At 69.3% G+C, this 14,497-nt stretch carries 12 protein-coding genes and 2 tRNA genes; 5 read left to right on the forward strand and 9 right to left on the reverse strand.

Features of this window, described 5'->3' with window-relative positions; genetic code table 11:
• Window positions 1-124: 124 nt before the first annotated feature.
• Window positions 125-481 (reverse strand): hypothetical protein, encoded by a 357-nt coding sequence (locus MU407_RS12215; RefSeq protein WP_246957868.1) that lies wholly within the window; start codon window positions 479-481, stop codon window positions 125-127.
• Between the two features lie 55 nt (window positions 482-536).
• Here MU407_RS12215 and MU407_RS12220 point away from each other — a divergent pair, with 55 nt between their 5' ends.
• The 4 genes from MU407_RS12220 (at window position 537) to MU407_RS12235 (ending at window position 4,104) form a co-directional block, all read left to right on the forward strand.
• On the forward strand, window positions 537-1,310 hold the full coding sequence (locus tag MU407_RS12220; protein ID WP_246957870.1) for a class I SAM-dependent methyltransferase: 774 nt from the start codon (window positions 537-539) through the stop codon (window positions 1,308-1,310).
• Between the two features lie 431 nt (window positions 1,311-1,741).
• A tRNA-Asp gene (locus MU407_RS12225) sits at window positions 1,742-1,815 on the forward strand.
• A gap of 305 nt (window positions 1,816-2,120) precedes the next feature.
• Window positions 2,121-2,193 (forward strand) — tRNA-Phe (locus MU407_RS12230).
• Between the two features lie 237 nt (window positions 2,194-2,430).
• A complete protein-coding gene (locus tag MU407_RS12235) occupies window positions 2,431-4,104 on the forward strand; it encodes a formate--tetrahydrofolate ligase (RefSeq protein ID WP_102234761.1) in 1,674 nt (557 codons plus the stop codon).
• Window positions 4,105-4,248: 144 nt separating this feature from the next.
• Here the strand turns inward: MU407_RS12235 and MU407_RS12240 are convergent, their stop codons facing one another.
• Genes MU407_RS12240 through MU407_RS12265 form a run of 6 tightly spaced genes read right to left on the reverse strand, consistent with a single transcriptional unit; the run spans window position 4,249 to window position 11,199 of the window.
• Window positions 4,249-4,845 carry a monovalent cation/H(+) antiporter subunit G gene (locus tag MU407_RS12240; RefSeq protein WP_246957879.1) on the reverse strand — a complete coding sequence of 199 codons (597 nt, stop codon included), beginning with the start codon at window positions 4,843-4,845 and terminating at the stop codon, window positions 4,249-4,251.
• Window positions 4,842-5,393: a monovalent cation/H+ antiporter complex subunit F gene (locus tag MU407_RS12245; protein ID WP_246957881.1), complete on the reverse strand. Its 552-nt coding sequence runs from the start codon at window positions 5,391-5,393 to the stop codon at window positions 4,842-4,844. The genes MU407_RS12240 and MU407_RS12245 overlap by 4 nt, the downstream gene beginning before the upstream one ends.
• A complete protein-coding gene (locus MU407_RS12250; RefSeq protein ID WP_246957884.1) occupies window positions 5,390-5,932 on the reverse strand; it encodes a Na+/H+ antiporter subunit E in 543 nt (180 codons plus the stop codon). Before MU407_RS12250 ends, MU407_RS12245 begins: the two co-directional genes overlap by 4 nt.
• Entirely contained in the window at window positions 5,929-7,503 is a 1,575-nt protein-coding gene (locus tag MU407_RS12255) for a Na+/H+ antiporter subunit D (protein WP_246957886.1), read from the reverse strand. The genes MU407_RS12250 and MU407_RS12255 overlap by 4 nt, the downstream gene beginning before the upstream one ends.
• Before the next feature lie 2 nt (window positions 7,504-7,505).
• A complete protein-coding gene (locus MU407_RS12260) occupies window positions 7,506-8,282 on the reverse strand; it encodes a Na(+)/H(+) antiporter subunit C (protein WP_246957888.1) in 777 nt (258 codons plus the stop codon).
• Window positions 8,272-11,199 (reverse strand): Na+/H+ antiporter subunit A, encoded by a 2,928-nt coding sequence (locus MU407_RS12265; RefSeq protein ID WP_246957896.1) that lies wholly within the window; start codon window positions 11,197-11,199, stop codon window positions 8,272-8,274. Before MU407_RS12265 ends, MU407_RS12260 begins: the two co-directional genes overlap by 11 nt.
• 205 nt (window positions 11,200-11,404) lie before the next feature.
• Here MU407_RS12265 and MU407_RS12270 point away from each other — a divergent pair, with 205 nt between their 5' ends.
• Window positions 11,405-12,781, forward strand: coding sequence for an MFS transporter (locus MU407_RS12270; RefSeq protein ID WP_246957890.1), 1,377 nt, complete (start codon window positions 11,405-11,407; stop codon window positions 12,779-12,781).
• A gap of 102 nt (window positions 12,782-12,883) precedes the next feature.
• On the opposite strand, the gene MU407_RS12275 is transcribed toward MU407_RS12270, so the two are convergent.
• The gene (locus MU407_RS12275; protein ID WP_246957892.1) at window positions 12,884-13,711 is read right to left on the reverse strand and encodes a hypothetical protein; all 828 of its coding nucleotides are present in this window, start codon (window positions 13,709-13,711) and stop codon (window positions 12,884-12,886) included.
• Window positions 13,708-14,301, reverse strand: a complete 594-nt coding sequence (gene dcd, locus MU407_RS12280; RefSeq protein WP_246957894.1) for a dCTP deaminase — start codon at window positions 14,299-14,301, stop codon at window positions 13,708-13,710. Before dcd ends, MU407_RS12275 begins: the two co-directional genes overlap by 4 nt.
• Between the last annotated feature and the right edge of the window lie 196 nt (window positions 14,302-14,497).

Genomic DNA, 14,497 nt, shown 5'->3' on the forward strand with positions numbered 1-14,497 from the left:
ACCCTGAAGGTGCTCCTTCGACCTTGGAGAATTGGACCCTAAGTAAGCCCTATTCTTCCAGGTCAGGAGCACCTTTCCGCGTCTACGACCACCCCTCGGACACCTCAACGATGAAAGCCCGAGGCTAAGGCGCGAGGCCCTCGCGGTCACCCAATATCCGCGCGACCAGCTCATCCTCGCTATGCCGCTCATCGCGGATGACCTCGCCGGGCAGTGCAAGCACGTCGTTGTTGACGTACCAGGGGGCGACCTGTTCATCGCTGACATGGTCGGCGATGGGCTTCAGCGCGTGGCGCCGGAGCGTTTCCGGGAGGCTGACATCGAGGTAATACACGAGCGACGGCCCGTCATGGCCGGCGATGAGCCGCTCGCACATCTGCTGGTAGCAGGCCGATCTAAAGATGCCCTCGAGGACGGTGATGCGGCCACGCGCCAGACAGTGGCGCACCACCAGCTCGACCAGGCTGTCGACTACTTCCATCCCAATGTCCAGCTAGCTTCATCGGCGGCCGTCCGAGAGCATGGAGGATAGGAGTATGAAAACCTGGGAAGCCCGCGCCGCTGCCTATGACCGTTCCTTCGGCAAGCTGTGCGCGGGACCGATCGACCGTCTGCTCGACGACACCGGCTCGGGATCCCTCCTGGACGCCGGCTGCGGCACGGGGACCCTGGGGGCGCGGGCCGAGTCGCGCGGCCGCACCGTCACCGCGTTCGACGCGGAAGCAAGCATGATCGGCATCGCCCGCGAACGGTTGCGCGGGCCGGCGATCCAGGCTGCCCTGCCTGAGCTCCCGATGATCGACGGCGCGTTCGATGCCGTCGCCGCGAACTTCGTCATCAACCACGTCGGACGCCCCGCCGACTCCGTCGCCGAGCTTGCGCGTGTCACGCGCTCCGGTGGGCTGATCGCGATGACGGCCTGGCCAGCACCCCCAGCCGGCGGGTGGGGAGACTTCATCGGGAGCATCTTCCGCGCTGCGGACGTCGTGCCCATACCGAGTCAGAACCTCGATCGATCCCTCGACTTTGAACGGAGCATCCGAGGGCTCGGAGCTCTTGCCGAGACGGCTGGTTGCGAAATCTCCGCTGCAACGGAACTGCACTGGGTGTGGTCCATCCGGCCGGATGATCTTTGGGCGGGCGTCGAGGGTGGCATCGCCGTCGTGGGCGCAACCTACCTAGCCCAATCTCCCGCCATCCGGAGAGCCGTGAAGGACCTCTTCTTCGAAAGGTGCTCCCAGGCGACCAGCGCCACCGGTGAGCTCGAGTTCCCCACGGAAGCGGTATACGTCCTGGCCAAGAAGCCGTGAGCCGGGGCAGGCTCTCTTCCTACATCTCGCGGCATGATTCGGCTGCCGGCCACTCCATTCAACCAGCTGAGCCGAGGGTGACGACCAGGGTGTGAGCCTCGCGGCCTAACACCCCCAACTGTCACCTGATCGTGCGGCAGACCCGGTCGAGGATCTACCCCGATCAGAAGTAAGCCCCTACAGTCGGTCGACCGTTTGCCAGTAACGCGAACCTGACAGCAGTCCTCGCAGTCCCCGGTGCGGCTGCTGTCGGCTCGGATCTCGTTGGGGTACTGCATCAGTCGACCTCGCACCATCGGCCGGGCGCCCCGGCCACCGGTCAAAACCTCGATGATCAGCAGTGCGAGGCGGCTCACAGCGATTCTGGTCGTGAGCACCGAAATCATCCGGTAGAGTTGTCCAGGTCGCCCCGGGAGCGGGGAGATGCAGATGGCCCTGTAGCTCAGTTGGTTAGAGTGCCGCCCTGTCACGGCGGAGGTCGCCGGTTCAAGCCCGGTCAGGGTCGCCCGTCACGAAGGCCCCGGACACACGTCCGGGGCCTTCGTCGTGCGTGGGCTGCTCGGACTCGGCCCGGGCGCTGCTCTCCGATCAGTGCAGCACCCGCCCCACCACTTACCCCGCAGTACCGCGGGTCTCAATACGCTAGACGCACACGCACCCGCACCAGGCCGAGACATGTGGTGGCGCCACAGCGGAGACGCGTCGGGGCGTCGGCGCACAGCCGCGTGGCATGCCTTACACCAGCCGATACCGGTTCGCAGCCAAGCCGCGCCACCTGCTACTCTGAGCTCCGGCCGTCGGCACGGCCACGGCTCTGTAGCTCAGTTGGTAGAGCGTTCGACTGAAAATCGAAAGGTCACCGGATCGACGCCGGTCGGAGCCACCGCAGCACGAAGCCCCCTGGCAAACCCCAGGGGGCTTCGTCGTTCCCGCGGCACGGACGCTGACTGGTGCGGAGGGGCAGTCAACCGCCCCGTCCAGGATGACGGACAGGCCCGCAGCGTCCTTTCCCCCGCGCCCCCGCATGCCACTTAGGCTGGGCGGCGTGCGCCTCGAGCGTCGGGGCGCACAGCCTGGGCCCACACCCCAGGCCACCGACCCCATCTGCGGAGGGACAAGGATGTCGACGGAGAACCCGGATCTCGCGATCGCCCAGCAGGCGACGCTGCGCCCCATCACCGAGATCGCCGAGAAGGCGGGCGTGCCCGAGGAGGCGCTGGTCCCCTATGGCACCACGAAGGCCAAGGTGGATGTCCGGAAGATGACCCCGAGCAGCGAGCAGGGCAAGCTCGTGCTGGTCTCGGCGATGTCGCCCACCCCGGCGGGTGAGGGCAAGTCGACCACCACGGTGGGTCTGGCCGATGCCTTCTCCCTCAAGGGCATGAAGACGATGGTGGCGCTGCGTGAGCCGGCGCTGGGCCCCGTGATGGGTATCAAGGGTGGCGCGACCGGCGGCGGCCACGCCCAAGTGGTGCCGATGGAGGACATCAACCTGCACTTCACCGGCGACTTCCACGCCATCCAGATCGCGAACAACACCCTCGCCGCGCTCGTGGACAACCACATCCACCAGGGCAATGAGCTGAACATCGACGCGCGCCGCATCCAGTGGAAGCGCGTCGTGGACGTCAACGACCGTGCACTGCGCAAGGCCGTGATCGGCCTGGGCGGCCCCGCCCAGGGCGTGCCGCGTGAGGATGGCTTCGACATCGTCGTGGCCTCGGAGATCATGGCGATCCTGTGCCTGGCCACGGACCTCGAGGACCTGCAGGCGCGCATCGACCGGATCGTCGTCGGCTTCACCTACGACCGCAAGCCCGTCACCGTGGAGGATCTGCAGGTCGGCGGCGCGATCACGATGCTGCTGAAGGACGCGCTGCTGCCGAACCTGGTGCAGACCCTCGGCGGCACCCCCGCCCTCGTGCACGGCGGCCCGTTCGCGAACATCGCCCATGGCTGCAACTCCCTGGCCGCGACCCGCCTGGCGCTGTCGCTGTCGGAGATCACCGTGACCGAGGCCGGCTTCGGTTCGGACCTCGGCGCCGAGAAGTTCTTCGATATCAAGTCGCGTCTGGGCGATCTGCGGCCCGATGCCGCCGTCGTCGTCGCGACCGTCCGCGCTCTGAAGATGCACGGCGGCGTGGCGAAGGATGACCTGGCCACCGAGAACATCGACGCCGCGATCCAGGGCACCGACAACCTGCGCCGCCACGTCGAGAACGTGCGCAAGTTCGGCCTGGAGCCGGTGATCGCCCTGAACCGCTTCCCCTCCGACACCGAGGCGGAGATCGACGCGGTCCTGGGCTGGGCGAAGGAGAACGGCTTCCGCGCGGCGCTGTCCGAGGTGTGGGCCAAGGGCGGCGAGGGCGGCCTGGCCGTCGCCGAGCAGGTGCTGGCCGTCATCGAGGAGGGCACCGCCGACTTCCACCAGCTGTACGACCCGGAGATCGGTGTGGAGGAGGCCCTGCGCACCCTCGCCAAGGAGGTCTACGGCGCCGACGACGTGGTGTTCGAGGACCGCGCCCCGATGCAGCTGCGGATGCTCAAGCGCAACGGCTGGGACAAGCTGCCGGTGTGCGTGGCGAAGACCCAATACTCCTTCAGCGATGATCCGAAGGCGCTCGGCGCCCCGACGGGCCACGTGCTGCATGTGCGTGACCTGGTGCCGAAGATCGGTGCGGGCTTCGTGGTAGCGCTGACCGGCGCGATCATGACGATGCCGGGCCTGCCCAAGCAGCCGGCCGCCCTGCGCATGGGCGTCACCGAGTCCGGGGATTCCGTGGGTCTGTTCTGATCCGCCGACGGACCCGGCCGGGCGACCGGCCCGGGTTCGTCCGGCCCCGCGAGGACGATGCGACGGCCCCGGCGCGGGCATCCGATGATCGGGTGCTCGCGGCGGGGCCGCTGCATGTCAGGGGGCCGATGGGGCCTAGTGCCCTCAGCGCCGCACGTCGCGCTCGGCGACCTCCTCGGCTTCGCGCTCGGTCTCGTCCTCGAGGTCGATGTCGATATCCGCGTCCACGACCTCCTCGTCCCCCACTTCGGCGCCGGCTTCGGGCTCTTCCCAGTTCTCCTCCACCAGTGGGTCGACGCCCGAGGTGACGACGTTCTCGGGGAAGCGGTCCTCGCCGCCCTCGGACATGCCCTGCAGCTCATCGGTCTCGTCGATGAAGCCATCCTCGTCATCGTCCTCGTCGTCGGCGTCGGCCAGACGCGGAGAGAGCTCGTCGATCGCGTAGTCGCCGCCGCGCACGAAGCCGCGTCGGAACGCTGCGCGTCCCACCATGACGCTCGCCACCGGCACGGCGAGCGCCTGCGCCAGCAGCACCACCAGCAGGAATGCGGCCAGCGACCAGGATTCCGCGGCGAGCGACGCCCCGGACAGCACCAGGATCAGGCCCAGCATCTGCGGTTTCGAGGCGGCGTGGATGCGCATGAGCACGCCCTCGAAGCGGTTCACACCGATCGCGGCCACAAGTCCCAGCAGCACCCCGCCGCCCATGAGGATCGCAGCGATGATCTCGACGATGCTCATCGGCCATCCTCCGTCCGGTCCCGGCGCTGGCCGACATCGGACCCGCCGCGCCGAGCGGCATCGGCCCCAGCGCGCTGGCCGGCGTCGGCCCCGAGGCGCTCCCCCGCGCCCCCGGCCTGCGGCCAGTGCTCGTATGCGGCGGCGCTCGCCGCTCCGGGCTCGAAGCGGTTCACCGGCCCGTCACTGTCCGGATCCTCCTGCGCAGCCGAGAAATGCACCGCGTCCAACGGCCCGGTGGTCGTGGACGGTTCATCAGGGTGGGGGCGCAGATGCGCCCCGCCGGGCTCCTCGCGCGCCACGAAGCGGGCGAAGGTCACGGTCGCGATGAAGGCGAGCGCCGTCAGTCCGAGCATCGCCGGGCCCGCCCAGGCGGCCTCGGCCCGTGCGGTGTACAGCGCCATCGCCATCACCACGAGGGTGACCAGGAAGTCGGAGGAGATGGCGCGGTCCAGAATGGTGGGGCCGATGATCATGCGGTACACCACGGCGAGCGCCGCGATCGCCAGCAGGACCGCGTAGACGATCAGGATGATCTCGAAGCCGCTCATATCAGGCCCGCCTCCTTCAGCACCTCGCGGCGGCCGATGGCCCACAGCAGCCGCTCCTCCTGGGCGCGGACGGACCGGCGGACCTCCTCGACGTCCTCCTCGCTGCCGGCGTTGAAGGCGTGCAGGTACAGCATGCCGGTGGCGCGCTGCGCCTCGACCACCACGGAGCCGGGGATCAGGGTGCACAGCATGCCAGTGAAGGTCAGGAAGAAATCGGAGCGGGAGGCCATCTTCACGCCCACCACGGAGCCGGGCGGCTGCGGGCCCGGCCGCACCGCGAACCAGCCCACCTCGATCGCCGACCGCACGAGGTCCAGCAGGAAGCGGGCCAGGAACGTGATGAATCGCAGGGGGCGGATCGTCAGCTCATGGCCCGTCGGCGGCATCGGGAACAGCACGAACACGATCCCGGCGGCGAGGATGCCGCCCAGCACGCTCTTGAGGGACACCTCGCCCCAGAGCATGCACCACATGACCACGGCGACCAGCACCCACCGCCAGGCGCGGCGCAGCTCCCGCAGACGCGTCAGGAAGCTCATCCAGTCACCTCCCGCCCGGTGCTGTCCACGCGGTGGCCCTCACCGTCGATCTTGTAGATCAGCTCCTCGGCCGCCTCATCACCCAGCACGGCGCTGACGTACGGGGTGCGCTGCAGCACCGAGTGCGCGGCCTCCCCGGCGTAGTTCATGATCGGGCCGGCCAGGAACGTCAGCAGCAGGGAGAAGGCGATCATCGCGGCGGTTGCGCCGGTCATCACCGCGGGCATGCGCACCTCGCGGTCGATGATCTCCTGATCAGGCTCCTGCCAGAAGGCGCGGCTCCAAATCTTCGCGATCGCGTACAGGGTCAGCAGGCTCGTGATGACGCTCGCGGCGATGAGGATCCACCCGGCCGGGCGGTCGTAGGCGATGCCCGCCTCGATCAGCCCCACCTTGCCGATGAAGCCGGAGAACGGCGGGATGCCCGCGAGGTTCATGGCGGGGATGAAGAACAGGATCGCCACCAGCGGCGCGAGCTTCTGCAGGCCGCCGAGCTTGATGAGGTTCGTGGTGCCGCCGCGGTGCTCGATCAGCCCGGCGGCGAGGAACAGCGTGGACTGCACGACGATGTGGTGGGCGACGTAGAAGATCGTCGCGGCCATGCCCAGCTGGGTGACCATGCCGATGCCGAACAGCATGTAGCCCATGTGGGAGACGAGCGTGAAGGACAGCACGCGCTTGAGGTCCGTCTGCGCCACGGCCCCGAGGATCCCGATGATGAGGCTCAGCGCCGCCGCAGCCAGCAGCAGGTTGGAGATCTGCGAGGCGGGGAACAGCAGGGTCTCCAGGCGCAGGATCGCGTAGATACCGACCTTGGTCAGCAGGCCCGCGAACACGGCGGTCACGGGGGCGGGGGCCGTCGGGTAGGAGTCCGGCAGCCAGGCGCTCAGGGGGAACAGCGCCGCTTTGATGCCGAAGGCCACCAGCAACATCAGCTCGAGGATCATGCGGGTGCCGGGCTGCACCCCGTCCAGGCGCACCGCGAGCTCGGCCATGTTCACGGTGCCGGCGGCGGCGTACACCGCGGCGATGCCGGCCAGGAAGATCACGGAGCTGAGCAGGGAGACGACGACGTACGTGGTGGCGGCGCGGACGCGGGACGCGGAACCACCCAGGGTCAGCAGCACATAGGACGCCGCCAGCAGCACTTCGAAGCCGACGTACAGGTTGAACAGGTCACCGGCCACGAAGGCCATCGACACTCCGGCGACCAGCGCGAGGTATGTCGGGTAGTAGATCGCCACCGGGGTGCGTTCGGTATTCTCCGAGACGGTCTGGGCGCTCGAATACACCAGCACCGCGAGGGTCACGAAGCTGGAGACCAGCAGCATCAGCGCGGTCAGCCGGTCCGCGACCAGGGTGATGCCTATTTGCGGGGTCCAGCCGCCGATGCGCAGCACCAGCACGCTCTCCTGGGTGACGTGGTAGCCGAGCACGATCGCGACGGTGAAGATCGCGACCAGCGTCAGGATCGCCAGCCACATCTGCACCCGCGCGTGGTGGCGCAGGATCAGGGTGACAGCCGCCCCGCCGAGCGGCAGCAGGACGGGTAGGGCCAGCAGCAGTTCCATGCTCAGCGATCCCCCCGTCCCTCGTCCGCGTGGCGCGTGTGCTCATCGATCGGTTCTGCGGTGCCGGGCGGCCGGTGGCCCGGGTCCGTGGCCGGTCCGGTGCCCGGGGCGGCCACGGCGGAGCGTGGATCCTGCTCGTCGGCCCCGGGGACGGCCGGGGTCGCGCCGGTGGCGGTCCCACTGCTCGTGGTGGGGATCGCGCCGGTGCGCAGGGCCCGACGGGTGCGCGGCGGCAGCGGATCCTCCTCGGCATCGGCCTCGGTGTCGTCGTGAGGCACATCCTCAGCGCCTGTGAGGTCCCCGCCCAGCGGGTCGTCGTTCTCCGGGGGCAAGAGCCCCTGGGAGCTCGCGAGGGCGCCGCGGCGGGATTCCTCGGTGAGGGCCTGGTGCCACGGCAGGTCTGCTGCACCCTCGTTGCGCTGGCGGCGGCGCCGCAGCACGCGGCGGTCCTCCACGTCGTCGGGCACCTCGTCGTGGCCGAACAGCTGCCAGGCGCGGTAGGCGAGGGCCACCCCGAGCGCGGTGATGCCCAGGGAGATCACGATCGCGGTGAGCACCATCGCGAACGGCAGCGGGTCGGTCATCTCCCGCGGATCACCGGTGCCTTCGAACGGCGGCGCGCCGGGCACCCCGGCGGCGATGATGAACAGCAGGTTCACGCCGTTGCCGAACACCACATAGCCCAGGATGATGCGGGTCAGCGTGCGTTCGAGCATGAGGTACACGCCGCAGGCGATCAGCACCCCGGCGGTCAGCAGCAGCGTGAGACTAACGGGCATCGGTCTCCGCCTCCTGCTGCAGGTCGATCTGCGATCCCAGGGAGCGCAGGAAGTCCAGGAGCACGCCCACGACCACGAGGTACACGCCGAGGTCGAAGATCAGGGCGCTCGGGAAGTGCAGCTCTCCCAGCAGCGGCACGTGCACCACCGGGGTGGCGGACTCGAAGATCGTGCCCCCGAACAGCAGCGGCAGCACCGCGGCGGAGACCGCGAGGGCCATGCCGGTGCCGAGCACCAGACCGGCCTGCACGGGCGCTGCCTCCGAGAGTTCGTAGCGGCCGCCGGCGAGGTAGCGCAGCGCGAGCGCGAGCCCCGCCACAAGGCCGCCGGTGAACCCGCCGCCGGGCAGGTTGTGACCGGCCATGAGCAGGTAGATCGAGAACATCATGAGCATCGGGAAGCCGATGCGGGTGATGACCTCGAGGATCACCATGCGGCGTTCGGGGGCGAGAGTCAGACCCGCGCTCAGCCAGGTGCGCCACCGGTTGTCGCCGATGACCTCATCGGGCCGGGCATCGAAGTCCAGGACGTTCTGCGGCAGGTCGCTGTCGGTGCGGCGCCGCCAGATGGAGGTGGAGCCGTCGTCGAGGTCCCGCACCCGGGAGATGGGCCGCTCACGCCGGGTGACGAAGATCAGGGAGGCCACGCCCGTGGCGACCACGAGCAGCACGCCGATCTCCCCGATCGTGTCCCACACACGGAAGTCCACGAGGGTCACGTTCACGACGTTGTGCCCGCCGCCCTCGGTGTACGCCGGTTCGATCAGGCCCGGCCCCAGGGCCTCGCGGTAGCGGGCATCGGCCGCGTACAGAGCTGCGCCGCACATGACGATCGCGGTGGTGATGGCCACCACCCAGCGGGCGAGGGCGCCGAACCGCAGGGGCCGACGGGAGAAGTGCAGGGGCAGGCGGCGCAGCACCAGCACGAGTACGACGGTCATCGCGGTCTCGACGAGCACCTGCGTGGTGGCGACATCGGGTGCGCCGGCGGCGAGGAACAGCAGGGCAGCGCCGTAGCCGGTGACGGTGATGAGGAAGACGGCGCGCAGGCGGCGGCGGGAACGGACCACGCCGATGCCGGCGAGCACCACGACCGGCAGGACGATCAGCTCGATCGGATTGTGGAACAGCACCAGGTTGTCCGGCACCGGCGACTGGGTGAGCGCCACCGGAGTGACCAGGGCGATCAGCACCACGAACATCGTGCCCAGGGTGTAGGGCAGGGAGCCGCGCTGGAACAGCGGGGTGATCGCGACGGACAGCGAATCCGTGGCGCGCAGGATGCGGCGGAAACCACGCTCGGAGTCGATGATATCCAGGGCCCGCTCCCCCGCCCAGCTCTGCGGGGACACCGCCTTCTGGAAGCGCTGGAAGGGCCGAGCGAGAAGGCACAGCACAAGCCCCAGGGCGAGGGTCACGACGGAGGCCAGCAGCGGCACGCCCAGGTGCGGGATGACCACCAGGTGCACTTCCTGGGTGGTGTCCGGCAGGACACCGGCGGCGCCGCGCAGCACCTCCTCCAGGGGGGCGGCCACGAGCGGGAGGCCCACGCTGAGCACGGCGATGATCGCCGGCGGCAGCCAGTACAGAACGGAGATGCTGGGCTGGGCGACGGGCGGGGCGCCGGGGGCGCGACCGAAGGCGCCCTTCACGAAGCGCCACGAGTACGCGACGGTCAGCACCGACCCGGCGACCAGGGCGATCAACAGCAGACGCTGCAGGCCGCCGCCGTACCACAGGGCGGAGTAGATCGACTCTTTCGCGACGAAGCCGTACAGCGGCGGGATCGCCGCCATCGACGCGGCGGAGACGGTGCCGATCACCGCGGTGACGGGCGCGACCTTCCACACCCCGGACAGCACGCGCAGGTCGCGGGTGCCGAACTGCTTGTCGATGATGCCGACCACCATGAACAGCGGCGCCTTGAACACCGAGTGGGCGATCAGCATCGCCAGGCCCGCGAGGATCGCATCATGCGTGGCGAGCCCCGTCACGGCGGTGAGGAAACCCAGCTGGGAGACGGTGCCGTAGGCCAGCAGGAGCTTGATGTCGGTCTGCCGCAGAGCCCGCCAGCCGCCCACCAGCATGGTGACCGCGCCGAGGGCGACGAGGATCCCGGCGACGACCTCGAGGAACGTCAGCGCGGGGGCGAGCCGCAGGATCAGGTAGATCCCCGCTTTGACCATCGCCGCGGCATGCAGGTACGCGGAGACGGGGGTGGGGGCGGCCATCGCGCCGGGCAGCCAGAAGTGCGTGGGAATCATCGCGGACTTCGTCGTGGCGCCGGCCAGCATGAGCACCATCGCGGTGACCAAATACGGGCCGGCATCGGCCCACATCGGATCCGTGACGATCTGGGAGAAGCGCATGCTTCCGGCGGCGTAACCGGCCATCAGCAGGCCCACCAGCATCGCCAGGCCCCCGACGGTGGTGGAGATCAGGGCGTTCAACGCGGCACGACGGGAGGCCTGCTTATCCTGGTAATGCCCGATCAGCAGGTAGGAGAAGACAGTGGTCAGCTCCCAGAACACGTACATGACCATGACGTCGTCGGTCAGCACGAGACCCACCATCGCCCCGGCGAAGGCGGTCAGCACGCCGGCAAAGCGTCCCAGGCCCGCCTCGGTGTCCTTGAAGTAGCGGGCGCAGTAGGCCAGCACGAGCGCACCGATGCCGGTCGCGATGACGGCCAGCACCCAGGACAGGGTGTCCAGGCGCATCGCCAGGTCGATCCCGAAGGCGGGGATCCAGGGCACTGACTGTTCGATCGGCGCATCGGCCAGGGCGCGCGGATCATGGGTCAGCAGCCAGATCGCGGAGGCGCCGGGCACCGTGGCCAGCAGGTAGAAGGCGTTGCGGCCGATGCTGCGCACCAGGATGGGGCCCACGACCGCCGCCACTAAGTGGGCGAGCAGCATCGTGAACACAGGGGTACTCCATCCGGCAGGGAGTTGGGAAGCGGCCGACGCCATCTTACGGGAGGACCCCGGTCGTCCCTGAAGCGATGGTGAGGGTCAGGGGACGCGCAGGACCGGCCGGGCCCCGTCGGCCCCCTCCCCTTTCTTCCGCTCCCCCGGCTGGCTATGGCGGCTTCGAGCACCCTCTGATCCGTACAGTGGCCCCATGGACTCCTCCCCGGACCCCAGCGCGTCCTCCCCTGCCCTGTCTCCCGCCCCGTCCCCCGTCGGCCGCTCCGGGCGTCCCCCGGTGGCCTCCTTCGCCCTGTGGGACGGTGGCATGTCCGCCTTCTCCTCGGTGATCCTCACCTTCGTGTTTGCCACCTACGTGGCCAGCGGCGTCGCCACCCACGGCGCCGTCGGGGAGGCGGAGATCGAGGCGGCGAAGGCCCATGGCTCCCAGACCCTCGCGGGCTGGCAGTCCATCGGCGCGGTCGCCGTGGCGCTGCTCGCCCCGCTGCTGGGGAACCTGGCTGACCGCGGCGGGGCCCGCAACGCCCTGCTGCGCATCTTCACCATCGCCACCGTCGCGATCGTGGCGCTGATGCCGCTGGTGAAGCTGGATGCTGACTACCTCACCCTGGGCGCGATCCTCATCGCCCTTGCGGTGGTCACGAGCGAGCTCGCGGGCGTGTTCGTCAACTCTGTGCTGCCGGAGATCTCCACCCCCGCCAATCGCGGCCGGATCTCCGGGACCGCATGGGCGGTGGGCTACTGGGGGTCAATCCTGTGCCTGGGACTGGTGCTGGTGCTGTTCGTCATGCCCGGCACCGGTGTCCTCGGGATCACGGCGGAGGACGGCTGGAACTACCGGGCCATCCCGATCTTCGTCGCGATCTGGATTCTGCTGGGCTGCCTGCCGCTGATGCTGCGGGCCCCGCGTCACCACGCCACGTCGCCAGGCGAACCGTGGAACCCGTGGCAGGGGTACGTGCAGATCATCCAGCGGGTCATCCGGGCGTTCCGGCACGAGCCGATCATGCTGCAGTACCTCGTGGCCTCCGCGATCTACCGCGATGGCCTGGGTGCGGTGTTCTCCATCGCCGGGGTGCTCGCGGCGAACGCCTACGGCTTCTCCACGGTGGAGGTGATCATCTTCGGGATCGTCGCGAACCTCGTGGCCGGTTTCGGGGTGTTCCTGGGTGGCCGGGTGGATGACCGGCTGGGGCCGCGCGTGGTGATCATCGCCGGCTGCCTCGGCATCATCGTGCTGGGGATGATCGTGTTCCTGTTCTCCTCCACGCTCGTGTTCTGGATCGTGGGGCTGATGATCTGCCTGTTCGTCGGCCCGGTGCAGTCCGCCTCCCGGAACCTGCTCACGCGCCTGTCCCAGCCCGGGCGGGAGACCGAGAACTTCGGGCTGTACGCCACCACCGGGCGGGCCCTCGGGTTCCTGGGCACCGGCGCGTTCACCGTAGTGGTGGCGCTGCTGGGCGATACCCGCTCGGGGATCCTCGGGATCGTGCTGGTGCTCGCGCTCGGGCTCGTGGCGTTCGTGCCGATCAAGCTGGGCGCCGCCGGGCGAGCCGCGCAGGAGGCGTGAGGCGCCAGAGCGACGGGGTAAGGGCGCGGTGCTGTGCGCGCAGGGGCCGACGGGGGCAGCGCACCATCGGCGCTGGGGTGCCGGTGATGAGCCGCCGGGGCCTTAGGCCAGATCTGCGGGGTCCACGAGGAAACCGCCCGCATCGAGCACATACCCGCCGACGGTCTCCGTGAGCAGGCCCGCGATCAGGCCGACACGCTGATACGCCACCTGCCAGCGCTCGGACGTCGCCGCATCAGGCATCTCGATGCCGCCTTCACCCTCATCGACCGGCAGGTGCACGATCTGGTAGTCCACCGCATCGCGCAGCCAGTCCACCTGCGCGAGCGCCGAATGCTGGTCGGCGCGCCCCACCCGCACGGCGAGCTCATCACCCGTCTCGAGCGGCACCGTCACGCTGTATCCGGCGCGCGACACATCTTCAGGGATTTCGTCGAGCTCCGCTTCCGGGGCCAGCGGCGCGATGAGCTCCGCAAAGGACTCCGGAGCGAGCGCGTGGGGGCTGACCACCGTGAGGTCCCGCTCGCAGAACGGGTGCGGCTCCAGGCGCGTCCCCGAGTCCGTGACAACCGCGCCGTACAGGCGCCGGCCCAGCGCCCACGCGAGGTCCAGGGCCTCCCGCTCAGCGCCCATCGGCTCCCCGTCCGGGAATGCCCGGCCGTAGCCGCGCGGATCCCCGATGGTCAGCTGCGTCGGCTCATCGCGCTGTCGCGGCACCTCCAGGGTGAAGCGCCCGCCGCCGCGTCGCGAGGTATCCGGGATCAGCCGGGCGTCGTCGCCCAGGTCGATCACGCCATCCGCATCGGCCTGGGCGTCGGGGCGGACATTGCGGATCATCGCCAGGACATCCGCGGGATCGGTGTCCCGCGGCAGCTGCAGCCGGTGCTCGGTGCGGTCGGGGGTCGCCGGGTGGTCGGGGGTCGCGCTCACTGCTCCTCCTCGACGGGGATGACGGTGCGGTGGAAGTTCTGGGCCGAGCGCGAGGGCGTCGGGCCGCGCTGGCCCAGGTAGCGGTTGAGATTGCCGGCCGAGCCGTACGGGCGCTCCGCCGCGCTCGAAAGCCGGAAGAAGCACAGCTGGCCGATCTTCATGCCCGGCCACAGCGCCACCGGCAGCGTCGCCATGTTCGACAGCTCCAGCGTGATGTGCCCCTCGAAGCCCGGGTCGATGAAACCGGCGGTGGAATGCGTCAGCAGACCCAGTCGGCCCAGCGAGCTCTTGCCCTCCAGGCGGGCTGCGACATCATCGGGCAGCGTGATCCGCTCATACGTCGAGGCCAGCACGAACTCGCCCGGGTGCAGCATGTACGCCTCCTCCGGACCCATCGCCACCTCGCGCGTAAGCTCCGGCTGCTCCTGGGCCGGGTCGATCATCGCGTACTTGTGGTTGTCGAACAGGCGGAAGAACCGGTCGATCCGCACGTCCACGGAGGCAGGCTGGATCATCTGGGGGTCGAAGGGCTCCAGGGCCACGCGCCCGGCCTCGATCTCGGAGCGGATGTCACGGTCACTCAGCAGCACGCCGCCAGCCTAGTCCGGGCAGGCGCCGTCTCTTATACACCTCTCAAAAAAAAAAAAAAAACAGCAGATGAACTGCGAGCAGGCGCCGGCGTTCGTGCGCCAGCGTTAGCAGTTTGCCGACGACGACCTCCTGCGCAATCGCAATCCTCAGTCCCTCCCCGAGTGCATGCATGACTAACTCATCATCCTCGACATT

Origin of the sequence: Brachybacterium sp. Marseille-Q7125, assembly GCF_023062615.1 — a bacterium.
Lineage (GTDB): Bacteria > Actinomycetota > Actinomycetes > Actinomycetales > Dermabacteraceae > Brachybacterium.

Bases quoted from the DNA above. Each gene is read 5' to 3' on its own strand.
- MU407_RS12215 (WP_246957868.1), bottom strand. From the start codon at position 481: ATGGAAGTAGTCGACAGCCTGGTCGAGCTGGTGGTGCGCCACTGTCTG.
- MU407_RS12220 (WP_246957870.1), top strand. From the start codon at position 537: ATGAAAACCTGGGAAGCCCGCGCCGCTGCCTATGACCGTTCCTTCGGC.
- MU407_RS12235 (WP_102234761.1), top strand. From the start codon at position 2,431: ATGTCGACGGAGAACCCGGATCTCGCGATCGCCCAGCAGGCGACGCTG.
- MU407_RS12240 (WP_246957879.1), bottom strand. From the start codon at position 4,845: ATGAGCATCGTCGAGATCATCGCTGCGATCCTCATGGGCGGCGGGGTG.
- MU407_RS12245 (WP_246957881.1), bottom strand. From the start codon at position 5,393: ATGAGCGGCTTCGAGATCATCCTGATCGTCTACGCGGTCCTGCTGGCG.
- MU407_RS12250 (WP_246957884.1), bottom strand. From the start codon at position 5,932: ATGAGCTTCCTGACGCGTCTGCGGGAGCTGCGCCGCGCCTGGCGGTGG.
- MU407_RS12255 (WP_246957886.1), bottom strand. From the start codon at position 7,503: ATGGAACTGCTGCTGGCCCTACCCGTCCTGCTGCCGCTCGGCGGGGCG.
- MU407_RS12260 (WP_246957888.1), bottom strand. From the start codon at position 8,282: ATGCCCGTTAGTCTCACGCTGCTGCTGACCGCCGGGGTGCTGATCGCC.
- MU407_RS12265 (WP_246957896.1), bottom strand. From the start codon at position 11,199: ATGCTGCTCGCCCACTTAGTGGCGGCGGTCGTGGGCCCCATCCTGGTG.
- MU407_RS12270 (WP_246957890.1), top strand. From the start codon at position 11,405: ATGGACTCCTCCCCGGACCCCAGCGCGTCCTCCCCTGCCCTGTCTCCC.